Source organism: Mycobacterium sp. 5-140-3-2, assembly GCF_035666375.1.
Lineage (GTDB): Bacteria > Actinomycetota > Actinomycetes > Mycobacteriales > Mycobacteriaceae > Mycobacterium > Mycobacterium intracellulare.
This window is the reverse complement of the sequence record NZ_CP142025.1, coordinates 630911-652198: the sequence shown is the minus strand read 5'-3', so window position 1 is coordinate 652198 and position 21288 is coordinate 630911. Positions and strand designations below refer to the sequence as shown.

The following is a 21288-nucleotide window of genomic DNA, read 5'->3' as shown; positions in this document are numbered from 1 at the left end:
GAGTTGACGTGTGAGCCACCCCGTCCCCGCACCCGATTCCGGACCCGACGCCGGCGCCGTCTGGCATTACGGTGACCCGCTGGGCGAGCAACGCGCGGCCGAAACCGACGCGATCGTGGTCGACCGCTCCCACCGCGGTGTGCTCACCTTGACCGGTAACGATCGCCAGACGTGGTTGCACAGCATTTCGACGCAGCACGTCAGCAACCTGCCCGAGGGCGCCAGCACGCAGAATCTGAGCCTGGACGGTCAGGGCCGCGTCGAGGACCACTGGATCCAGACCGAGCTCGGGGGCACCACCTACCTCGACACCGAACCGTGGCGCGCCGAGCCGCTTTTGGAATACCTGCGCAAGATGGTGTTCTGGTCCGAGGTCACCCCGAGCGACGCCGATCTGGCCGTGCTCTCGTTGCTGGGCCCGCGGTTGGCCGACCAAACGATCCTCGACGCGCTCGGAGTGGATGCGCTGCCCGCCGAGCTGTCCGCGGTTCCCCTCGACGGCGGGTTCGTGCGACGGATGCCCGGCACGCCTGCCGGGTCGGTCGAACTGGACCTGGTGGTTCCGCGCGGCGACGCCGGTGACTGGCGAAACCGGTTGTCGCAGGCCGGGGTGCGGCCCGGCGGCGTGTGGGCCTACGAAGCCCACCGGGTCGCGGCAGTGCGGCCACGGCTCGGCGTCGACACCGATGAACGCACGATCCCGCACGAGGTTGGTTGGATCGGCGGCCCCGGCGAGGGCGCCGTTCATCTGGACAAAGGCTGTTACCGCGGGCAAGAGACCGTCGCGCGGGTGCACAACCTGGGCAGGCCACCCCGGATGCTGGTGTTGCTGCACCTGGACGGCTCGGTGGAACGGCCGTCAACGGGCGACCCGGTGCTGGCCGGTGGACGTGCCGTCGGCCGCCTCGGCACCGTGGTCGATCACGTCGACCTCGGACCGATCGCGCTGGCGCTGCTCAAGCGCGGATTGCCCGCCGAGACGGAATTGGCGACCGGTCCGGAGGCCGCGGTCGCCGCCGTGATCGACGTCGATTCCCTGCCTCCCACCGAACAGATCGGCGCCGGGCGACTGGCCGTTGAACGGTTGCGGGGCGGTGCGGGATAATGAACGGTAACGTCCGCCACAGCGAGCAGGGGGCACCGACGCCCACTGGCGGGGCACGGTAAACTGTTGGCAGGACAATACGACACCAGGAGATCGGAGCCGCCTACTCGTTAGGCCGCTCCGTTATTGCGCGAGGGGGTTCCCCCATGGGCCGCGGCCGGGCTAAGGCAAAGCAGACCAAGGTTGCTCGAGAACTCAAATACAGTTCTCCGCAGACCGACTTCCAGCGGCTTCAGCAAGAGCTGTCCGGGACTGGCTCCGACGAGCCCACGGAACTGGACACCGACGGCGCCGACGGATCCTGGGACGACCAGGACAGCTGGCGGCGCTAGAACCAACGCCTCGGCGCCGATGCCTCGAGCACCGGCGCCGCATCAGTTCAGCTGAAGTCCGGGGCCCTCAGAATCTCGGGTGCTGACCGACGAGCTTGGCCCGCGGGCCCGCCTTTCCACCTTTGCCGACCGTGCCCAACACCCAGCAATCCAGGTGCCGTGCGGTCAGGATGGCCAACGCGCGGTCGGTGTCTTCCGGGGCCACGACGGCGATCATGCCGACGCCCATGTTGAACGTCTTCTCCATCTCTTCGCGTGTCACCCGGCCGCGCTGAGCGATCATGGCGAACACCGGCGCGGGTGTCCAGGTGCCGCGGTCCATTTCGGCGACCAGCCCGTGCGGGATGACGCGCGCCAGGTTTCCGGCCAGTCCACCGCCGGTGACGTGGCAGAAGGTGCGGACGTGGGTTTCGGCACACAGCGCGAGACAGTCCTTGGCGTAGATGCGCGTGGGCTCGAGCAGCTCTTCCCCCAGGGTGCGGCCGAACTCTTCGACGTAGCCTTCCAGGTTCATCCGGTCGATCTCGAGGAGCACCGTGCGGGCCAGCGAATACCCGTTGGAGTGCAGGCCCGACGATCCCATCGCGATGATGACGTCGCCGGGTTTGACCCGATCGGGCCCCAGCACGTCGTCGGCCTCGACGACCCCGATGCCGGTGGCCGAGATGTCGTAGTGGTCCGGTTCCATCAGGCCGGGGTGTTCGGCCGTCTCACCGCCGAGCAACGCGCAGCCGGCCCGCACGCACCCTTCGGCGATGCCACTGACGATGGCGCTCAACCGTTCCGGCACGGTGCGGCCGACGGCGATGTAGTCCTGCAGGAACAGCGGCTCCGCGCCGCACACCACGAGGTCGTCGACCACCATCGCCACCAGGTCCAGCCCGACGGTGTCGTGCTTGTCCATCGCCTGCGCGACCGCCAGCTTGGTTCCGACGCCATCGGTGGAGGCCGCGAGCAACGGCTCGCGGTAGTCGCCGCGTAACGCGAACAAGCCGGCGAATCCGCCCAAGCCGCCCCGCACCTCGGGTCGCGTGGCCTTCGTCGCCAGCGGCTTGAACAGTTCGACGGCGCGATCGCCGGCTTCGATATCCACCCCGGCCGACGCGTAGGTGATGCCCTGACTGCCTGCGTGGCGCGCGGGGCTCTTTCCGGGATCCGTCATCGCGATAAAGGCTACCGGGCGGCGCTGACCGCCGGTATCAAACGTCGGCGAAGGAGCGCAACCGAGTCAGTGCACCACCGGCACTTCGTCGGCCGCGAGATCGTCGAGCCCGGCACCGCGCGCGGCGTTGGCGAGCATGTGCTCGATGACGTTCTTGCCCAGCGCGGTCTCCTCGGGCAGCTCGATCGGATACTGGCCGTCGAAGCAGGCGGTGCACAACCGCGAGGCCGGCTGTTCGGAGGCCGCGACCAGGCCGCGCAGCGAGATATAGCCCAGCGAGTCGGCACCGATGGCGTGTCGCACCGCCTCGAGCATCTCCTTTTTGTCTTCGACCGCGTTCGCGATCAATTCGGCCGGCGACGGGAAGTCGATGCCGTAGAAGCAGGGCCACTTGACCGGGGGCGACGCGATGCGCACGTGCACCTCGACGGCGCCGGCCTCGCGCAGCATCCGCAACAGCGCGCGCTGGGTGTTGCCGCGCACAATGGAGTCGTCGACGACGATGAGCCGCTTGCCGCGGATCACCTCGCGAAGCGGGTTGAGCTTCAGCCGGATACCGAGTTGGCGGATGGTCTGGGACGGCTGGATGAAGGTGCGCCCGACGTAGGCGTTCTTCATCAGGCCCTGGCCGTAGGGGATGCCCGACTCCTGCGCGTAGCCGACGGCCGCCGGGGTGCCGGACTCGGGCACGCCGATCACCAGGTCGGCCTCCACGGGGCGTTCACGGGCCAACCGGCGGCCGATTTCCACCCGGGTCGCGTGCACGGACCGGCCGGCGATCGTGCTGTCGGGCCGGGCCAGGTACACGTACTCGAAGACGCAGCCCTTGGGGGTGGGGTTGGCGAAACGCGTGGAGCGGACGCCGTCGGCGTCGATCGCCAGCAATTCACCCGGCTCGATGTCGCGCACGAACGAGGCGCCGACGATGTCGAGCGCGGCCGTTTCGGAGGCCACCACCCAGCCGCGGTCCAGCCGTCCGAGCGAAAGGGGCCGCACCCCATGCGGATCGCGGCACGCGTACAGGGTGTTCTCGTCCATGAAGGTCAAACAGAACGCGCCGCGCACGGTCGGCAGCAGGTCCAGCGCCGCCTGCTCCAACGTGGAGTCGGCGGCGCCGTGGGCCAGCAGCGCGCCCAGGATGTCGGAGTCCGTCGTCGCCGGGGCCGGGGCGCGTTTGGCGATCAGGCCCTCATCGCGGGCGCGGGCGGCGAGTTCGGCGGTGTTGACCAGATTCCCGTTGTGCCCCAACGCAACCCCGGTGCCGGCCGCGGTGTTGCGGAACACCGGCTGCGCGTTCTCCCAGGTGGTGTCGCCGGTGGTGGAGTACCGGCAGTGCCCGATGGCGACGTGGCCCGGCATGGCGCCCAGCGTCTGCTCGTCGAACACCTGGCTGACCAAACCCAAGTCCTTGAAGACCAGCACCTGCGACCCGTCGGCGACGGCGATACCGGCGGCTTCCTGCCCGCGATGCTGCAGCGCGTACAAGCCGTAATAGGTGAGTTTGGCGACGTCCTCGCCCGGGGCCCAGACCCCGAATACGCCGCATTCCTCACGGGGTGCGTTGAAGTCCTCGTCGGGCTCTTGGGCGGTCACGATTCGGCGGCTCCCCGGGGAACGGTTGGTGACGCTAGGGAGTCTACGGGCACCGGGGCCGAGCCGCCGAATCCACCAGGCGTGTTGAGCGACGAAATACCCGCACCAAACCCTAAAGATGCAGTTCAGGGTTGCATTCAGCCCACATCGAACAACGGCAGGCAGTGGTCAATCTCACCGGCTCGGGAGCCGGAAAGACGCAGCGTACCGGTGCCCTTCGCCTCGGCGAACGACAACTTGCCGGTGGCCAGCAGCAGCCAGGTCCGCGGATCGGTCTCCACCACATTCGGCGGAGTGCCGCGGGTGTGCGTGGGGCCGGCGACGCATTGCACCGCCGCGAACGGCGGGATCCGCAGCTCCACGCTTCGTCCCGGCGCCACCGCGGCCAGGGTGCGGGCGGTGAGCCGCACGGCCGCCGCCAATTCGTCACGGCTCGGTGCCGGAGTGGTTTCGTCAGCCAACCATTGCGCCACGGCCAACACGGCCTGCCGGGTCTTGGCCGGATCGGCCTTGTCGCGCGGCGCCATACCCTAGGGTCTCAAAACCATGGAGCCCCGTCGCTTGCGGGAGCGGCCACCGTACAAGACCGTCGGCCTGGTGACGATCGTGGTCATGGCGCTGATCGTGTTGCTGCTGTATGGGCAGTTCCGGGGCGACCTCACGCCCATTACGCAATTGACGATGGTGGCCCCGCGGGCGGGGCTGGTGATGGACCCCGGGTCCAAGGTCACCTACAACGGGGTCCAGATCGGCCGCGTGTCGAGCCTTTCGGAGGTCACCCATCGCGGCAAGCCGGCCGCGAAAGTGGTGCTGGACATCACCCCGAAGTACGTCAAGCGGATTCCGGCCAACGTCGCCGCCGACATCAAAGCGACCACGGTGTTCGGCAACAAGTACGTTGCGCTCAGCGCGCCGAATCACCCTGCGGCGCATTCGATCACGCCATCCATCGTGATCGACGCGACTTCGGTGACAACCGAGTTCAACACCTTGTTCGAAACGGTCACCTCGATCGCCGAGAAGGTCGATCCGGTCAAAGTGAACCTGACGCTCAGCGCGGCCGCGCAGGCGTTGACCGGACTGGGTGAAAAGCTCGGCCGGTCGCTGATCGACGGCAACGCCATCCTCGACGACGTGAACCCCCGGATGCCGGCGCTGCGCACCGACATAGCGCAGCTGGCGGCCCTCGGCGACACTTATGCGCACGCCTCCCCCGACCTATGGGACGCGCTGGACCACGCGGTGACCGCAGCGCGCACGCTCAACCGCCAGCAACGCGATCTGGATCAAGCGCTGCTGGCGGCCGCGGGATTGGGCAACGCCGGCGCGGATGTTCTCGGTCACGCGGGGCCGTACTTCGCGCGCGGTGCCGCGGATTTGGTGGGAAGCAGCCAGCTGCTCGACGAGTACAGCCCCGAAATCTATTGCACCATCCACAATTTCGACGAAGTCGCGCCCAGGGTCCACAACGCGCTCGGCGACAACGGGTACTCGCTGGGCGCCCACGCCTCGGGCGCTATCGCCGGCGCACCCAATCCGTACATCTGGCCGGAGAACCTGCCCCGAACCAACGCCCGCGGCGGACCGGGTGGGACACCGGGGTGCTGGCAGAAGATCACGCGAGAACTGTGGCCCGCCCCGTTCCTGGTCATGGACACCGGCGCGAGCATGGCTCCCTACAACCACTTCGAGGTCGGTTCACCGCTCGCGGTCGACTTCGTGTGGGGCCGCCAACTGGGTGACTACACCATCAACCCCTGACGGCGCCCCGAGACCTCGCGGCCAACACCGCGAGGGCGCCGGCCTCGTTGATGGCAAGGTGGGCCAGCATCGGTGCGGCGAGGCTGCCGGTGCGATCGGCCAGCCAACCGAACAGCCAACCGCCGATGCCGGTGACCAGCACGGTGGCCGCCACGGGCTCACCGGTCGCGCGGGCATCGGGGATGTGCGAGAGGCCGAAAGCGATGGCTTGCAGCACCCTTCCGCCGCGTCTGCCGAACGCCGCGGAGCCGGCGGTGGCCAGCGCCGCGCGGAAGGCGGACTCCTCGGACCACACCGTGCCCACGGGTATCCGCACCAGCAGCCAGTCCGGCGCGGAGGCGGGCGTTTCCCGGACGGCCATCGATTGGCGCACCGGTGGCAGGCGGGTGGTCGCGGCCACCGTGCTCGCCGCCGAGAACGCGACCGCCGACCCCAGCCGCAGCCCGGCCCACAACCGTGGCGGCCCCAGGCCCAGCGGGGCCCGCGTCACCAGCACCAGCGCGCCCCCCAGGCCGGCCTGCAGCGCCACCCGCCACCGGGCCGGCAGCCGCGGGCCGGCGAAGCTCCAACCGACCAGGGCGGCGGCCAAAGACAGGGCGTAAGCTTGACGAGAACGCCTGGCAGGCATCAGGATTCGATGCTGGCGCTCATCCGAAGAGCCGCGGCAGCACCGACTCGGAGGTCTCGCGCAGTTCGGCGAGGGAAACCGTGAACAGTCCCTGGACCTCCACCTCGTCGGAGGCCTGGTCGACGACGCCGATGCGCACCGCCGGCAGACCGCGCGCCTCGCACATCGAACGGAACCGGCTCTCCTCGGTGCGCGGCACCGCCACCAGCACGCGGCCGGCCGACTCGGAGAACAACTGCACGAACGGATCGGCACCCTCGGGAAGCACGATGCGACAACCGGTTTCACCGGCCAGGGCGGCCTCGACGACGGCTTGGGCGAGGCCGCCTTCGGACAGGTCGTGCGCCGCGGACACCAGGCCGTCGCGCGACGCCGAGCGCAACACCTCGGCCAGCAGCCTTTCGCGGTCCAGGTCGACCTTGGGCGGTAACCCGCCCAGGTGATCGGCGGTCACCTGCGCCCACACCGATCCGTCGAACTCGTCGCGCGTATCGCCCAGCAGCATCAGCGTTTCGCCCGGCTCGGTGCCCAGGCCGGTGGGGATGCGGCGACCGACGTCGTCGATGACGCCGAGGACCCCGACCACCGGGGTGGGCAGGATCGCCGTCGACCCGGTCTGGTTGTAGAAGCTGACGTTGCCGCCGGTGACCGGAATCCCCAGGGCCGCACAGCCTTCGGCCAGGCCCCGCACCGCCTGGGAGAACTGCCACATCACGCCGGGGTCTTCGGGCGACCCGAAGTTGAGGCAGTTGGTCACCGCGACCGGGGTGGCGCCGGTGACGGAGACGTTGCGGTAGGCCTCGGCCAGGGCGAGTTGGGCGCCGGCGTAGGGATCCAGCTTGGTGTAGCGGCCGGACGCGTCGGTCGACAGCGCGATACCGCGGCCGGTGACCTCGTCGACGCGGAGCATGCCGCCATCGGCGTGCTCGGCCAGCACGGTGTTGCCCCGCACGTACCGGTCGTACTGCTCGGTGATGAACGCGCGGCTGCACAGATGCGGGCTGCCCAGCAGGGCAAGCAAAGTCGCGCGCAGCTCGTCGCCGGTGGCGGGCCGCGGCAGCCGCGTCGAGGCGTCGGCGTTCAGGGCGTCCTGGGTGTCGGGGCGAGCGACCGGACGCTGGTAGACGGGGCCCTCGTGGGCGACCGTGCGCGGCGGCACGTCGACCACGGTCTGACCGTGCCAGGTGATCCGCAGCCGGTCGCCGTCGGTCACCTCGCCGATCACGGTGGCCAGCACGTCCCACTTGCGGCATACCGCCAGGAAGGCGTCGACGTTCTCCGGGGTGACCACCGCACACATCCGCTCCTGGGACTCGCTGCACAGGATCTCCGCGGGCGTCATGCCGGTGGTGCGCAGCGGCACGTTCTCGAGCTGGATCGCCATGCCACCGTCGCCAGCCGACGCTAATTCCGAAGTGGCACAGGATAATCCGGCACCACCCAGGTCCTGTATGCCGACCACCAGGTGCCCGGCGTACAGCTCGAGGCAGCACTCGATGAGCACCTTCTCCATGAACGGGTCGCCCACTTGGACCGACGGCAGTTTCTTGCGCGAGTTCTCGGCGTCGAAGGTGTCCGACGCCAGCACCGACACGCCGCCGATGCCGTCCAGCCCCGTGCGCGCCCCGAACAGGATGATCTTGTTGCCGGCGCCCGAGGCGAACGCCAGATGCAGGTCCTCCTGGCGCAACACCCCGACGCACATGGCGTTCACCAACGGGTTGCCGGCGTAGCACGCGTCGAAGACGGTCTCACCGCCGATGTTGGGCAGACCCAACGAGTTGCCGTAGCCGCCGATGCCGCGGACCACGCCGTCGACCACGCGGCGGGTGTCCGGCGCGTCGGCCGCGCCGAACCGAAGCTGGTCCATCACCGCGACCGGCCGCGCGCCCATCGCCATGATGTCGCGGACGATGCCGCCGACACCGGTGGCCGCGCCCTGGTACGGCTCGACGTAGGAGGGATGGTTGTGCGATTCCACCTTGAAGGTGACTGCCCAGCCGTCGCCGATGTCGACGACGCCCGCGTTCTCGCCGATTCCGGCCAGCATGCCGGCGCGCATCTCGTCGGTGGTGGTCTCGCCGAAGTAGCGCAGGTGCACCTTGGACGACTTGTACGAGCAGTGCTCGCTCCACATCACCGAGTACATCGCCAGTTCGGTGTCGGTGGGGCGACGCCCCAGGATCTCGCGAATGCGCTGGTATTCGTCGTCTTTGAGGCCCAGCTCACCGAACGGCTGCGGCTCGTCGGGGGTGGAGGCGGCGTGCTCGACGGTGTCGATCGCGTGGGTGCGCGCACTCGTCCCGGAGACAGTCACGGGACACAGTCTAGGGCTGGACATCGGCAAGGCGCTCTCGCCGCCCTACCGGGCGCGACGAACGTTTGCACCTGTAGTCGGCGGGTAGCCGCACAGTGTCCGAAGATCAATCAACCGGAGTACGAAATGACAGTTGAAACCGGACACATCACCGGCACCAAAGACAAGAACTACAACCTGATTTGGTACACCGAGAAGTGCCTCGACAACGCGTTGCGGTTAGAGACCTACATCCAGGACGCCGAGCGCGCCAGGGACAAGGACGTGGCCGAGTTGTTCCGCAAGGCGCAATCAGACAGCCGCAAGGGCGCCGAGATGGCGGAACAGCTGCTGGCCAAGCGCCTCTAGCCGGCGATCTCGGCCAGCGCCGCGGCCGTATCCAGGTCGGCGTAGGCGAACGAATACCGTTGGGCCAGCGCGAGCGCGATGTCGGGGCGCTGCCAGAGCTCCCCGGCGCTGGCGGTGCACAGCCACAGGGTCAGCCCGTGCGCCACCGAGGCCCGGTACCGCAGCCAGACCTCATCGGGGCTCGGCATCTCCGCTTTCGGCAGGCCGAGCGCACCGCGGTACTCCTCGAGGAGATCGCGCTCGCTGCGGCGGCGATCCTCGACGGTCAGGGCGCCCTGCAGGAAGTAGCCCAGGTCGAGTGACCAGTTGCCGCGCCGGGCCACCTGCCAGTCGAGGAACCCCACCTCGTCGCTGGGCAGCAGATAGGTGTTGCCGATGTGCGGATCGCCGTGCAGCAGGGTCTGCGGCGACGCGGTCAGCGTTCTGATGTAGGGCTTCCAGATCGATTCGATCAGCGCGTCGATGGTCAGCGAGGTCACCTGCTCGGGGGCGTCCGGGCCGAGGCGTTCCAGCGCGGCCGGCAGCGGCGCCATTTCCATGCCGTCCCAGGGCAGGAACGGCTCGAGCCAATCGAGCGCCGGCTCGGTCAGAACCCGTTGGCCCCAGTACCGTCCGTGCATGCGGGCCAGGCCGCGCACGCCGGTGGCGACCTGCTCGACGGTCATCGGCCTGGTGGCGTCGCGGGGACCGGCGCCGCGCGCGGTGAGGTCTTCCATGACCATCACGAAGTCGTAGGCGTCCTCGTCGATCAACGCGGTGTAGACGCGGGGGTGCTCGAGGGGCAGATCGACCCCGCAGGTGAACAGCCGCGGCTCGTGAAACATGCCGCTGGTCATGCGGATCAGTTCCTTGTGGTCGGGGTCGGCGGCCTTGACGAACACCGACGCCGGTCCGCTGCCGTTGCGGTAGGTCACCCCCAGGCGGGCGCGCCGGTTGGTGCCGTCGTCGCGAACCTCCACGGTGACCGTGTCCACCTCGACGCCGGGATGCGCGGCGGCCAGCGCCGCAGACATCCACTGCGGCGAGATGTCATCCCAGGTCGTGGGCACCGACAACGCGGGGGCATTCATGGGTGGACTCCTTCGTCACGGATCACCGGCATAGAAACGACACGTATCGTTTCCTACACTTGTCCCGGTGAAGGTAACCCGAGCGCACGCCCGCCCGCCAGTCCCGAATCGGTTCGCCCCCGCAACCGGGCGCACCTAGGCTCGGCCCACATGTCAGACGAGCGGGCCGGCCGGCCCCGTGACACCCGGCTGCATCACGCGATCCTCGATGCCACCCGCGAGCTCCTGACCACCGGCGGCTACGCCGAGTTGTCGATGGAAAGCGTCGCGGCGCGCGCCGGCGTGGGGAAGAAGACCCTCTACCGGCGCTGGGCATCGAAAGCCCCGCTCGTCGCCGAGGCCGTCCTGGAGGCGTACGGCGGAACCGGATCATTTCCCGTCGCCGAGACCGGGGACCTGCGCGCCGACCTACAGGCGTGGCTGCGCGAGCACGCCGACTTCCTGGCGCAGCCGTCGAACGCCGCGTTGGTGCGGGCGCTCATCGCCGCGGCGGCCGCCCGCCCGGCCGATGGCGACGATCTCTACCAGCAGCTCAGCGCGCCCCAGCTGGACGGGTTGACGACGCGACTTCGCCGGGCCGTCCGGGACGAGGAACTGAGCGCCGCCGCCGACCTCGACGCGATCGCCGAGGCGCTGATCGGCACCATGCTGTTTCGCGCGTTAACCCACGGGGGCGCAACCGATTTCGCTGCGGAGGGACCGCGAACTTTCGATGGGCTGCTCGACGCGATCCTGCACGGCGCGGCCACGACCAAGCCCGATTAGGCCGTCAGGCCGGCGACAAGAACGCGTGCATCGCCGCCGAATAGGCGGCCACGTCGTGCGCGCCCATCAGCTCGCGGGCGGAGTGCATCGCCAACTGCGCGGCGCCGACGTCGACGGTCGGGATGCCGGTGCGCGCAGAGGTCAACGGCCCGATCGTCGATCCGCACGGCAGGTCGGCCCGGTGCTCGTAGCGCTGCAACGGCACCCCGGCCTGCCGACAGGCCAGCGCGAAGGCCGCGGCGGTGCGGCCGTCGGTGGCGTAGCGCAGGTTCGGGTGCACCTTGAGCACCGGCCCCGCGTTGACGGCGATCGGGTGGCCGGGCTCGTGCCGCTCCGGGTAATTGGGGTGGGTGGCATGCGCCATGTCCGCGGAGGCCAGCAGCGACGCGGGCAGCCGGCGCAGGTAGTCCTCCCGGGTGCCGCCCGCCGCCAGCACAATTCGTTCCAGGACGGTGCCCAACAAGTCCGATTGCGCGCCGTGGTCCGAGGACGAGCCGACCTCCTCGTGATCAAAGAGCACCAACACCGGCAGGTAGCCCGCGCCCTGCTCCCATGCCAGCAGCGCTTCCAGTCCCGCGTAGCAGCTGGCCTGGTTGTCCAGCCGGGGCGCGCTCAGCAGGTCCGCGATCCCGTTGTCCGAGGCGCCGATCACCGTCGAGGGAGTCAGGTCGTGCGTCATCAGGTCTGCGGCCAGCACGTCGGTGGGCGCCACTTCGGCGCGCTCGGCGACATAATCGACGAAGGACCGCGCCGTCTCGCCGACGCCCCACACCGCGTTGAGGTGTCGCTGTGGGTCCAGCGTCAGCGACTTGCGATCCTCGGCCAGGTGGATGGCCAGCTGCGGCACGCGAAGGATCGGCTCGTCGATCCGGATCAGGCGGTGCGCGATCCCGGTGCTTTGATCCTTCGCCCGCACCGACAGGCGCCCGCTGATTCCCAGATCGCGGTCCAGCCAGGAGTTGAGCCACGCGCCCCCGTACGGCTCGAGCGCCACCACCCGCCAGCCGGCGACCACCCGATCGGGGTGCTGCTTGACCCTGAGGTTGGGGCTGTCGGTGTGCGCTCCGACGATCCGGAACGGCCCATCGGCTCCCGCCGAATTCCAGGCGACCAGCGAACCCGCCCGCACCGTGAAGTAGCGCCCGGGCACCGACGGCCAGCGTTGGGCCTCGCTCAGTTCGGTGTACCCGGCGGCGTTCAGCCGGGCGGCCACCGTGGCGCAGACGTGAAACGGCGACGGCGACGCGTCGATGAACTCGCAGAGTCCTTGTGCGCTCGCCGAGGACTTCGTCTGGTTTCGAGGCCCGCCGGACATGTTGACATCATGGCTGTCCGAGCCCGCGGCGTTCACGCTAGGGTCGATTGCGCGCTCCTTGCTCGCGCCGCTTCCGGCGCTCACCGTCGCCACGCTAGGGTCGATTGCGCGCTCCTTGCTCGCGCCGCTTCCGGCGCTCACCGTCGCCACGCTAGGGTCGATTGCGCGCTCCTTGCTCGCGCCGCTTCCGGCGCTCACCGTCGCCACGCTAGGGTCACCAGAGTGCCCCCCGTCCAGCCGCAACCCGTCCTCGCGCCGCTGACGCCCGCGGCGATCTTCCTCGTGGTGACCATCGACGACGGTGGAGAGGCAACCGTCCACGACGCGCTGCAGGACGTATCCGGACTGGTGCGCGCGATCGGTTTCCGCGAGCCGCAGAAGCGGTTGTCGGCGATCGCCTCGATCGGCTCGGACGCCTGGGACCGCTTGTTTTCCGGGCCGCGTCCCGTCGAACTGCACCGGTTCATCGAACTGAACGGCCCGCGTCACAACGCTCCCGCCACGCCCGGGGACCTGTTGTTCCACATCCGGGCCGAGAGTCTGGACGTCTGTTTCGAACTGGCCGACCGGATCTTGAAATCGATGGCCGGCGGGGTCACCGTCGTCGACGAGGTGCACGGCTTCCGGTATTTCGACAACCGCGACTTGCTCGGGTTCGTCGACGGCACCGAGAACCCGGACGGCCCACTTGCCGTCAGCGCCACCGCGATCGGCGACGAGGACCCCGACTTCGCCGGCTCCTGCTATGTGCACGTCCAGAAATACGTGCACGACATGTCCGCGTGGAACGCGATCTCGGTCACCGAACAGGAGCGAGTGATCGGCCGCACCAAGCTCGAGGACATCGAACTCGACGACGACGTCAAGCCGGATGACTCCCACATCGCCCTCAACGTCATCACCGACGACGACGGCACCGAACTGAAAATCGTCCGGCACAACATGCCATTCGGCGAGCTCGGCAAGGGCGAGTACGGCACGTACTTCATCGGCTATTCGCGCACACCGCGAGTCACCGAACAGATGCTGCGCAACATGTTCCTCGGCGACCCGCCCGGCAACACCGACCGCATCCTCGACTTCTCCACCGCCATCACCGGCGGGTTGTTCTTCTCCCCCACCGTCGACTTTCTCGATGATCCCCCGCCCCTGCCCGCAACGCCGGCGGCGGCGGAAACGTCTGTTGCACAGGACGGCTCACTTTCGATCGGAAGCCTGAAAGGAACCACTTCATGAACAACCTCTACCGCGACCTGGCACCGGTCACCGAAGCCGCCTGGAAAGAAATCGAATTGGAGGCGACCCGGACATTCAAGCGCCACATCGCCGGGCGCCGGGTCGTCGACGTCAGCGAGCCCGGCGGTCCCGTCGCCGCCGCCGTCAGCACCGGACGGCTGGCCAACGTGGCGTCACCCACCGAGGGCGTGGAGGCGCACCTGCGTGAGAGCAAACCGCTTGTGCGGCTTCGCGTTCCGTTCACCCTGTCGCGCTACGAGATCGACAACGTCGAGCGCGGCGCCAACGACTCCGACTGGGACCCGGTCAAGGCGGCGGCGAAGAAGCTCGCGTTCGTGGAAGACCGGGCGATCTTCGAGGGCTACGCCGCGGCGTCGATCGAAGGCATCCGTTCCGCCAGCTCCAACAAGACGCTGACGCTGCCGGCGGACCCCAGCGAGATTCCCGACGTCATCACCCAGGCGATTTCCGAGCTCCGCCTGGCCGGCGTCGACGGCCCGTACTCGGTGCTGCTGTCCGCCGACGTCTACACGAAGGTCAGCGAGACGACCCAACATGGATATCCGATCCTCGAACACATCGACCGGCTGGTTCCCGGAGACATCATCTGGGCCCCGGCCATCGACGGCGCCTTCGTGCTGACCACCCGCGGCGGCGATTTCGACCTGCAGCTCGGGACCGACGTCACGATCGGCTACACCAGCCACGACGCGGACACCGTGCAGCTGTATCTGCAGGAGACGCTCACCTTCCTGTGCTACACGGCGGAGGCATCCGTCCCGCTGACCGCATAGCAACACACCCCTCGCTCTGTCGCTAAAGGTCCAGCACCACATCGGTTTCGGGAGCCGCCGAGCAGATCAACACCGACCCGTCGGCCGGTGGCTCCAGCGGCCGCTGGACGTAGGTGGTCGTCCCGGCGACGACCCCGGTGACGCACACATGACAGACGCCGCTCCGACAGGAGAAGCGGGTGGGCACATCGCAGGCTTCGGCGAGCCCGAGGATGCTGCGGTAGTCCGGCGACCAGTGGGCCGTCAACCCGCTGCGCGCGAACGTGATCGACGGCCCCGTGCCCGGCGGCCCGGCGGGCTGATGGGGCGGCCTGTGCGGTCCCGTTTCGACGACGCCGGGGTTGATCGCGGGCAGCGCACCAAATAGTTCGCTGTGGATCAACGCGGGGTCGAATCCGATGCCGACCAGGTATTCGCGGATGTCCGCCATGAATTGCGTTGGCCCGCAGAGGTAAACGACGCCATCGGTCGGCAATCCCAATCCCTCGATGGCATCACGGTTCAGCCGTCCCTGCGTTTCGGAGTAAAAAACATGCTGACGGGCGTGGGGCAACGACTCGATCAGCGTTGCGACTTCCGCGGCAAAGGGCTGGGTTTGGCGATTGCGAGCGGCGTGCACCCACCAGATGTCTCGCTCGCTGCCCGCCCCCGCGAGTGCATGCAACATCGCCAGCACCGGCGTCGCCCCGATTCCGGCGGAAAAGAGCACGACGGGGCGCCGGTCCTCGGTGAGGCAGAAGTCGCCGCGCGGGGCGGCCGCCGTTATCACCATCCCCGGCCGGATGTGGGTGTGCAGCCAGCCGCTGACCAATCCGTGATCTTCCCGCTTGACGCTGATGCGGTAGTACCCGGCCGACGGATCGCCCGACAGGGAATAGCTGCGCAACGGCGCCGGCTCACCGGCCCCGGGAATCTTCACCGTGAGGTACTGACCCGGTAGCGCGGGCGGCAGCGGGTCGGAGTCGTCGGCCTGCAGCCGAATCGAGAGCACTTGCGGGCTCTCCCGACGCGTCTCGACAACCCGTAGGTTACGGAATCCCTTCCATCCGGGTTCGACCGGGATGGGCGAGGCCGCGGCCGCACCATCGGGTGCGGCCAGCATGTCGCGAAAAGACTGCTGCCATCCCGGGCTCAGCCCCGGAACATCGACGGCCTCGCGCAGCCGCTCGACGTTGCGGTCCGGTAGGTAGAGCAACGCGTCGACCTCGGCAACGCTGAGCCGGTGGCGGCCGCGGCGGGTCCGCACGATGTCGTCCCCGGCCCGCACCCGGCCTTCGGTGATGACCCGGAAGTAGAAGCCCGGACGGTGCTGGGAGACAAGTAGATTGGGCATGTCGGGCTCGTCGAGGCGAAGACCGACCCGAAAGCACGTGACTCGCGGTTGAGTGACCTCGAATTCGGCGTCGCCGATGCGATAACGGTCACCGATGCACACCTCGTTGTCGGCGAGCCCGGTGACGGTGAAGTTTTCGCCGAAATGCCCGGGCCGCAGGTCGGTGCGGCCCAGGTACGTCTTCCAGAAGTCGTAGGACTCGCTCTGGTACACCATCACGGCCCGTTGTTCCCCGCCATGGCCGGCGAGGTCACCCTGCCCGTCGCCGTCGACGTTGAGTCGACGCACCATGACCGGCCCGTGCACCGGGGTCTTCCAGATGCCGGTGTAGACCGTTTTGTCTCGCCATCGGACGTTCTTGGGCATACCCACGTTCACCGAAACAAGCTTGCCCACCGTGTCACCTCGAACCAGCTCGCCATGGCACCAGTCACCCAACTGGGATGGTTGGCCCAGAATATGGCAGCGCGATCCGCACGGCAACACTTCGGCCGCACGGGGCTGTTGCCCGGGTCCGGTTTGGTGCATACTGGGTCATACAACCCAAAAATGCGACGAGCTGGTCTGTCGATGTCTACCGAACGCGGTCGCGGCGCTCGCGTGCGAAAAGCGTTGGCTGAGGAGGAATGTCATGCCGGCTGTTCATCATCGATACGCCACGGTCGACGGCCACCGACTCTTCTACCGGGAAGCCGGCGACCCGAGGGCTCCCGCGGCGCTGTTGCTGCACGGGTTTCCCACCAGCTCCTACATGTTTCGCGGTCTGATACCGGCCCTGGCGGACCGCTACCACGTCATCGCGCCGGACCATCTCGGATTCGGGCTGTCCGACGCGCCGCCCGTCGAGGAGTTCGATTACACCTTCGACGCGCTGACCGACCTCACGGCGGGCCTGTTGCGAACCCTCGGCGTCGACAGGTACGCCATGTACGTCCAGGACTACGGCGCGCCGATCGGCTGGCGGCTGGCGCTGCGCGACCCGTCGGCGATCACCGCGATCATCACCCAGAACGGCAACGGGTATGACGCGGGATTCGTCGAGAGCTTCTGGAAGGTCGTACACGCCTACCAGCGTGAGCCCACCGCGGACACCGAGGCCGCGGTGCGCCAGTTCCTCACGCTGGACGCCACCCGGTGGCAGTACGTGACCGGCGTGGCCGACGAGACCCTGGTCGATCCCGAGTCGTGGCATCACGACTACGCGCTGCTCTCCCGGCCCGGCAATGACTTGATGCAGCTCAAGCTGTTTCGCGACTATGCCACCAACGCGCCCCTGTATCCGCGCTTACACGAGTACTTCCGGGCCAGCGGGGTGCCGTTGCTGGCGGTCTGGGGTCGCGGCGACGAAATTTTCGGACCGGCCGGGGCCGAGGCCTTCGCCGACGACCTGCCCGACGCCGAGATCCACCTGCTCGACGGCGGGCATTTTCTGTTGGAGTCCGCGCTCGATGACGTCATTCCCCTGATCCGGAACTTCCTCGCCAAGCAGCTCGGGGCGTGATGCCCGGCCGCCGGGCGCGCCGCAACCGACCCGTGACGATCCGGCCGTCTGGGTTGGAGATCCCATAAACGGGGGCACCCACGGGTTAGCCTGACGCGATGGCCCATCCCGACGTTCGTGACGAACAACGGTTGACCGCCAAGGGGCGTGCCACCCGCGACCGAATCGTGCAAGCGGCGGCGCAGTTGATCGTCACCGACGGCCTGTCCGCGGCCAACATGGAGAACGTGCGGCGCGCCGCCTCGGTCAGCGGCTCGCAGCTCGCCCACTACTTCGCCGACAAGGGCGCGCTGATTCGCGCGGTGATCCGACGCCAAATCGGCGTCGTCTTGGACTTTCACCGCCAACCCACGCTTCGAGGCCTGAGTACGTTCGACGACTTCGAAAAATGGATCGAGATGAACATGCGCTACCTGCGGCGCATCGGATACGTCGGCACCCCCACCTATCACGCGCTGGCCGGCCAGCTCGCCAAGTCGGACGATGCCACGCGCGACGCGTTGGCGGCCGGCTACAGCCGGTGGATCGATTTGGTGGAGAAGGCAATCCAGCGGATGAAAGACGACGGGCTGCTGGTTGCGGATGCCGACCCGCGGCAGCTGGCGTTGGTGATCATCACCGCGCATCAAGGAGGCGGAATCTTGGCCTTCACCTACCAAGAGGAATGGCCGCACGCCGATGCGATTCGTTTCGCGGTGAACTACTTGCGGATGTTCGCCACCGACAGTGCCGAACGGATTCCGCGGCGGCCCCCGCGCCGGGCGCGGAGCCGCCGCCCGCGCAAAGCCGGCGGATCCGTGCGCGCCCAAGGCCACCAGGTGACTGAACATCCCTCGCCGCGGTACACCCACAAGGGTCTGGCGACCCGTGCGCGCATCATCGAGGCCGCGGCCCGGCTGATGTTCGAGCGCGGCGTCGCCAACACCAGCATCGACCAGGTGCGGCGCGCCGCCGAAGTCGGCGGATCCCAGATCTCCCACTACTTCCACGACAAGCGCGACCTGACCCGGCACGTCGTCGACGTACGCCGAAACAATGTGCGGGACTTCCACACTCAAGCGAAGTTCGCCGCGCTCGACAGCCTCGATGCGCTGCAGGCGTGGGCCGATGCCTGCGTCTCCGACATCGATCCGGTGTACCGGGTCGGAGGCTGCGTATATGGGTCCTTGGCGGGCGAGCTGATCGAGGCCGACGACGAAATCCACGACGACCTGGCCGCCGGATACGACCAATGGATCGAACTGTTCCGCACGGGCCTGCAGGCGATGTGTGACCGTGGCGACCTGCGCCCCGACGCCGATCCGCGCCACCTGGCGGTGCCACTGGTTGCCGCGCACCAGGGTGGCGCACTGCTCACGCACGCCACCGGCGATCCGCAGCCGCTGCGGGCCGCCGTCACCGCCGCCGTCGACTATGTGCGTTCGTTCGCGGTTTCGCCGCGCAAGGGCGGACCCCGCGCGCCTCGCGGTCAGCGCAACTCCTGACCGCCCGCCCTGGACATGGCGGAAACGTTCGAACATAATACTGGGTCAGTTGGCCCATTATTGTGCGGCAGGCACCGGCGTATCGCGCTGCCAACGATGTCGAAAGAGGCAGTCCATGTCCGTCACGGATTCACCAGAGCTGCCCACCGCACCGGCCGTCGTGCGCGAGCGCCCCGGCGGGGAAACCATGCGGGCGATCATCCTGAAGGGATTCGGCGGGCTGGACAACCTGGTTTACGACGACCTCCCCAAGCCGCTGCCGAAAGACGGCGAAGTCGTCATCGCGGTGAAGGGCTTCGGGATCAACCACGCCGAGATGCACATGCGTCGGGGCGAGTGGGCCGAGGCCGCGGAGGTGAGCGGCATCGAATGCGTCGGCATCGTGGACTCGTGCCCGGGCGGTGAGTTCCCGGTCGGCGCCAAGGTGGCCGCGCTGATGGGTGGCCTCGGCCGAACCATCAACGGCAGCTATGCGCAATACACGCGCGTGCGCGCGGCCAACGTCGCCCTCATCGACTCCGAGCTGTCGTGGGCGGCGTTGGCGGCATTGCCCGAAACGTTCGCGGTGGCCTGGACATGCCTCTTCCGCAATCTGGATCTGAAGGCCGGGCAGACACTGGTATTACGCGGGGCCACGTCGTCCCTGGGGCAGGCCGCACTCAAGATGGCGGTGGCCGCCGGCGCACGAGTCATCGCGACCGCGCGCAGCAGGGGACGCTTCGCGATGCTCGAGCAATTGAGCGCGTCGCGAATCGAGCTGGAGCGGCGCGACCTGGCAGGCCACCTTCCCGAGAGCGGCCGGATCGACGCCGTCCTCGATCTCGTCGGCAACAGCACCATCCTCGACTCCCTGGACATGCTGCGCCGCGGCGGCACGGCCTGCCTGGCCGGTTGGCTGGGCGGGCTGGAGCCCATCGGGGATTTCAACCCGTTGTTGCGCATGGCATCCGGTGTGAACTGGAACTTCTTCGGCAGCTTCGTCTTTGGCACGCCTGGCTTCCCGCTGTCCGACGTCCCGCTGGGGGACATCGCCGGACAGGTCGCCGACGGCACGCTGGAGGCGAAACCGTCTCGGGTCTTCTCCTTCGACCAGATTCATGAGGCGCACCGGCTGATGGAGGCCGGAGAGGCCGGCGGCAAGATGGTCGTCGTGCTGGAGTGACGTGTTGTCGAAACACCGTGGCACGCGGGGGATTCAGGAAAGGTAGGTGTCCACATGGGACTGGCATGGCAGCAGGGCCCGCTGGCAACCGGGTCGATCGGGCACTTCCTCACCGAGCAGCCGATGCCGTCGCGGCTGCTCTTTGCCGAGCCGTTGCGCCGTCGGATGCGGGTGCGCTTCGCGGAACGGTGGATCGCCGACAGCGAGGACGTGCTCCTGTTACACGAGCCCGGCCGTTACCCGGTGGCCTACTTTCCGTCAGGGGATATCGAAGTGGGGACGTTGACCGCCGAGGATCGGGTGACGCAGCACCGCGACCTCGGCGACACGCAGTGGTTCACCGTCAAGGCACCGGGGCGGGAGGCCGCCCACAGCGCCTGGGAACATACCGGTCTGCCCGCGCATGCGACGGTCCTGCAGGGCCGGGTGGCTTTTGCCTGGCGCGCCATGGATGCCTTCTATGAAGAAGAGGAACGGATCGTCGGGCACGCCGCGGACGCTTACCACCGCATCGACATCCGTTCCACGGCACGGCATCTCGTCGTCCGCGATGGAGAGCGCGTGATCGCCGAGACTCACCGACCCGTGGCCCTGTATGAATCCCGCTTCGCGCCCAGATGGTACGTCGAGCGCGACGATATCGACGAGTCCGCCCTCAAACCCGTTGCTATCCAGACCTTTTGCCCATACAAAGGAATCTGCTCGTACTATGACATCGGCGGCCACCAGCACGCAGCGTGGTCTTACGTCGATGCGTGGACCGAAGTGTCGCGCGTCCGCAACCTGGTGTCCTTCGAACCGGACAAAATCAATGTGTACCTCGACGGCAAGCAACTTCGGCTGGAACCAGGCCAAACCGTCATCGCGCACGGTGTCGACCGCGGGTTGGACACCGACGAGGTCTTAGGAAGGAATCCGGTAAGGGGCACGTCATGAGGATGTCCATCGAAGTCGTCATCCTGCCCGTCGCCGATCCCGACCGGTCACTACGGTTTTACCGCGACCAGGTCGGCTTCGCCCTCGATGTCGATTACGCGCCCGCGCCCGGGTTCCGGGTCATCCAATTGACGCCCGAGGGATCGCACGCCTCAATCCAATTCGGCGTGGGATTGACCGACGCGCCGGCCGGCTCGGTGCGGGGCCTATACCTCGTGGTCCCGGACATCGAAGCCTGCCGCGCCGAGTTGATCGGTCGCGGCGTAACCGTCGGCGAGATCCGCCACAAGGACACCGACGGCGGCTGGAGAGGCGGGTTCCTCCCGGGTACCGACCCCGATCGCGGTGACTACGCGAGCTTCGCCGACTTTCGCGATCCCGACGGGAACGCCTGGGTCTTGCAGGAACGAAACCACCAGCGGGGTTGAGGAGGCGTCGTGGCCGCG

The 21288-nt window shown here is 68.2% G+C and carries 20 protein-coding genes; 12 read left to right on the top strand and 8 right to left on the bottom strand.

Annotation, left to right across the window (positions count from 1 at the left end; all coding sequences use genetic code 11):
- The first annotated feature begins 10 nt into the window (after positions 1-10).
- Both ygfZ and P6281_RS03290 read left to right on the top strand, forming a co-directional pair.
- Positions 11-1105 (top strand): CAF17-like 4Fe-4S cluster assembly/insertion protein YgfZ, encoded by a 1095-nt coding sequence (gene ygfZ / locus P6281_RS03295; protein WP_014381786.1) that lies wholly within the window; start codon positions 11-13, stop codon positions 1103-1105.
- A gap of 146 nt (positions 1106-1251) precedes the next feature.
- Complete coding sequence (locus P6281_RS03290) at positions 1252-1437, top strand: DUF3073 domain-containing protein (RefSeq protein ID WP_008263905.1); 186 nt, start codon at positions 1252-1254, stop codon at positions 1435-1437.
- 67 nt (positions 1438-1504) lie between these two features.
- On the opposite strand, the gene purM is transcribed toward P6281_RS03290, so the two are convergent.
- From purM to P6281_RS03275, 3 genes are all read right to left on the bottom strand, one after another.
- Complete coding sequence (gene purM, locus P6281_RS03285; RefSeq protein ID WP_009955025.1) at positions 1505-2599, bottom strand: phosphoribosylformylglycinamidine cyclo-ligase; 1095 nt, start codon at positions 2597-2599, stop codon at positions 1505-1507.
- 66 nt (positions 2600-2665) lie between these two features.
- Positions 2666-4192 (bottom strand): amidophosphoribosyltransferase, encoded by a 1527-nt coding sequence (gene purF / locus P6281_RS03280; RefSeq protein WP_014381785.1) that lies wholly within the window; start codon positions 4190-4192, stop codon positions 2666-2668.
- 137 nt (positions 4193-4329) lie between these two features.
- The gene (locus P6281_RS03275; RefSeq protein ID WP_009955028.1) at positions 4330-4719 is read right to left on the bottom strand and encodes a sterol carrier family protein; all 390 of its coding nucleotides are present in this window, start codon (positions 4717-4719) and stop codon (positions 4330-4332) included.
- 19 nt (positions 4720-4738) lie between these two features.
- Between P6281_RS03275 and P6281_RS03270 the strand changes: the two genes are divergently transcribed.
- Positions 4739-5953: an MCE family protein gene (locus tag P6281_RS03270; protein ID WP_014381784.1), complete on the top strand. Its 1215-nt coding sequence runs from the start codon at positions 4739-4741 to the stop codon at positions 5951-5953.
- On the opposite strand, the gene P6281_RS03265 is transcribed toward P6281_RS03270, so the two are convergent.
- On the bottom strand, positions 5943-6581 hold the full coding sequence (locus P6281_RS03265; protein ID WP_179293391.1) for an Rv0804 family intramembrane glutamic endopeptidase: 639 nt from the start codon (positions 6579-6581) through the stop codon (positions 5943-5945). The genes P6281_RS03270 and P6281_RS03265 overlap by 11 nt on opposite strands.
- 19 nt (positions 6582-6600) lie before the next feature.
- Entirely contained in the window at positions 6601-8922 is a 2322-nt protein-coding gene (gene purL, locus P6281_RS03260) for a phosphoribosylformylglycinamidine synthase subunit PurL (protein WP_085977660.1), read from the bottom strand.
- A 102-nt stretch (positions 8923-9024) separates the two neighbouring features.
- On the opposite strand from purL, the gene P6281_RS03255 reads away from it, so the two are divergent.
- Positions 9025-9246, top strand: a complete 222-nt coding sequence (locus P6281_RS03255) for a hypothetical protein (RefSeq protein ID WP_009951916.1) — start codon at positions 9025-9027, stop codon at positions 9244-9246.
- Here the strand turns inward: P6281_RS03255 and P6281_RS03250 are convergent.
- Positions 9243-10316, bottom strand: a complete 1074-nt coding sequence (locus P6281_RS03250) for a phosphotransferase (RefSeq protein ID WP_014383802.1) — start codon at positions 10314-10316, stop codon at positions 9243-9245. The two genes, P6281_RS03255 and P6281_RS03250, sit on opposite strands and share 4 nt — an antisense overlap.
- Before the next feature lie 150 nt (positions 10317-10466).
- Between P6281_RS03250 and P6281_RS03245 the strand changes: the two genes are divergently transcribed.
- Complete coding sequence (locus P6281_RS03245) at positions 10467-11081, top strand: TetR/AcrR family transcriptional regulator (RefSeq protein ID WP_014941258.1); 615 nt, start codon at positions 10467-10469, stop codon at positions 11079-11081.
- 4 nt (positions 11082-11085) lie between these two features.
- Here the strand turns inward: P6281_RS03245 and P6281_RS03240 are convergent, their stop codons facing one another.
- Positions 11086-12396 (bottom strand): M18 family aminopeptidase, encoded by a 1311-nt coding sequence (locus P6281_RS03240; protein WP_029383871.1) that lies wholly within the window; start codon positions 12394-12396, stop codon positions 11086-11088.
- Positions 12397-12618: 222 nt separating this feature from the next.
- Here P6281_RS03240 and P6281_RS03235 point away from each other — a divergent pair, with 222 nt between their 5' ends.
- On the top strand, positions 12619-13632 hold the full coding sequence (locus tag P6281_RS03235) for a Dyp-type peroxidase (protein WP_095662547.1): 1014 nt from the start codon (positions 12619-12621) through the stop codon (positions 13630-13632).
- Complete coding sequence (locus P6281_RS03230) at positions 13629-14426, top strand: family 1 encapsulin nanocompartment shell protein (RefSeq protein ID WP_009951922.1); 798 nt, start codon at positions 13629-13631, stop codon at positions 14424-14426. Before P6281_RS03235 ends, P6281_RS03230 begins: the two co-directional genes overlap by 4 nt.
- 22 nt (positions 14427-14448) lie before the next feature.
- Here P6281_RS03230 and P6281_RS03225 read toward each other — a convergent pair whose 3' ends face one another.
- Complete coding sequence (locus P6281_RS03225; protein ID WP_009951923.1) at positions 14449-16155, bottom strand: MOSC and FAD-binding oxidoreductase domain-containing protein; 1707 nt, start codon at positions 16153-16155, stop codon at positions 14449-14451.
- 235 nt (positions 16156-16390) lie between these two features.
- Here P6281_RS03225 and P6281_RS03220 point away from each other — a divergent pair, with 235 nt between their 5' ends.
- The 5 genes from P6281_RS03220 to P6281_RS03200 all read left to right on the top strand — a co-directional run bounded on the left by P6281_RS03220 (position 16391) and on the right by P6281_RS03200 (position 21270).
- On the top strand, positions 16391-17260 hold the full coding sequence (locus P6281_RS03220; RefSeq protein ID WP_009951924.1) for an alpha/beta fold hydrolase: 870 nt from the start codon (positions 16391-16393) through the stop codon (positions 17258-17260).
- A gap of 98 nt (positions 17261-17358) precedes the next feature.
- On the top strand, positions 17359-18744 hold the full coding sequence (locus P6281_RS03215) for a TetR/AcrR family transcriptional regulator (protein ID WP_014383800.1): 1386 nt from the start codon (positions 17359-17361) through the stop codon (positions 18742-18744).
- A 115-nt stretch (positions 18745-18859) separates the two neighbouring features.
- Positions 18860-19906 carry a zinc-binding dehydrogenase gene (locus P6281_RS03210; RefSeq protein WP_095662546.1) on the top strand — a complete coding sequence of 349 codons (1047 nt, stop codon included), beginning with the start codon at positions 18860-18862 and terminating at the stop codon, positions 19904-19906.
- Positions 19907-19960: 54 nt separating this feature from the next.
- A complete protein-coding gene (locus P6281_RS03205; protein WP_095662545.1) occupies positions 19961-20842 on the top strand; it encodes a DUF427 domain-containing protein in 882 nt (293 codons plus the stop codon).
- Positions 20843-20844: 2 nt separating this feature from the next.
- Entirely contained in the window at positions 20845-21270 is a 426-nt protein-coding gene (locus P6281_RS03200) for a VOC family protein (RefSeq protein WP_009951927.1), read from the top strand.
- Positions 21271-21288: the final 18 nt, after the last annotated feature.

Excerpts from the sequence above, each read along its gene's own strand:
- P6281_RS03245 (WP_014941258.1), top strand. The coding sequence starts at position 10,467 with ATGTCAGACGAGCGGGCCGGCCGGCCCCGTGACACCCGGCTGCATCAC.
- purL (WP_085977660.1), bottom strand. The coding sequence starts at position 8,922 with ATGTCCAGCCCTAGACTGTGTCCCGTGACTGTCTCCGGGACGAGTGCG.
- P6281_RS03265 (WP_179293391.1), bottom strand. The coding sequence starts at position 6,581 with ATGCCTGCCAGGCGTTCTCGTCAAGCTTACGCCCTGTCTTTGGCCGCC.
- P6281_RS03205 (WP_095662545.1), top strand. The coding sequence starts at position 19,961 with ATGGGACTGGCATGGCAGCAGGGCCCGCTGGCAACCGGGTCGATCGGG.
- P6281_RS03240 (WP_029383871.1), bottom strand. The coding sequence starts at position 12,396 with ATGTCCGGCGGGCCTCGAAACCAGACGAAGTCCTCGGCGAGCGCACAA.
- P6281_RS03250 (WP_014383802.1), bottom strand. The coding sequence starts at position 10,316 with ATGAATGCCCCCGCGTTGTCGGTGCCCACGACCTGGGATGACATCTCG.
- P6281_RS03210 (WP_095662546.1), top strand. The coding sequence starts at position 18,860 with ATGTCCGTCACGGATTCACCAGAGCTGCCCACCGCACCGGCCGTCGTG.
- P6281_RS03200 (WP_009951927.1), top strand. The coding sequence starts at position 20,845 with ATGTCCATCGAAGTCGTCATCCTGCCCGTCGCCGATCCCGACCGGTCA.
- P6281_RS03275 (WP_009955028.1), bottom strand. The coding sequence starts at position 4,719 with ATGGCGCCGCGCGACAAGGCCGATCCGGCCAAGACCCGGCAGGCCGTG.
- P6281_RS03255 (WP_009951916.1), top strand. The coding sequence starts at position 9,025 with ATGACAGTTGAAACCGGACACATCACCGGCACCAAAGACAAGAACTAC.
- P6281_RS03230 (WP_009951922.1), top strand. The coding sequence starts at position 13,629 with ATGAACAACCTCTACCGCGACCTGGCACCGGTCACCGAAGCCGCCTGG.
- purM (WP_009955025.1), bottom strand. The coding sequence starts at position 2,599 with ATGACGGATCCCGGAAAGAGCCCCGCGCGCCACGCAGGCAGTCAGGGC.
- P6281_RS03215 (WP_014383800.1), top strand. The coding sequence starts at position 17,359 with ATGGCCCATCCCGACGTTCGTGACGAACAACGGTTGACCGCCAAGGGG.
- P6281_RS03290 (WP_008263905.1), top strand. The coding sequence starts at position 1,252 with ATGGGCCGCGGCCGGGCTAAGGCAAAGCAGACCAAGGTTGCTCGAGAA.
- P6281_RS03270 (WP_014381784.1), top strand. The coding sequence starts at position 4,739 with ATGGAGCCCCGTCGCTTGCGGGAGCGGCCACCGTACAAGACCGTCGGC.
- P6281_RS03220 (WP_009951924.1), top strand. The coding sequence starts at position 16,391 with ATGCCGGCTGTTCATCATCGATACGCCACGGTCGACGGCCACCGACTC.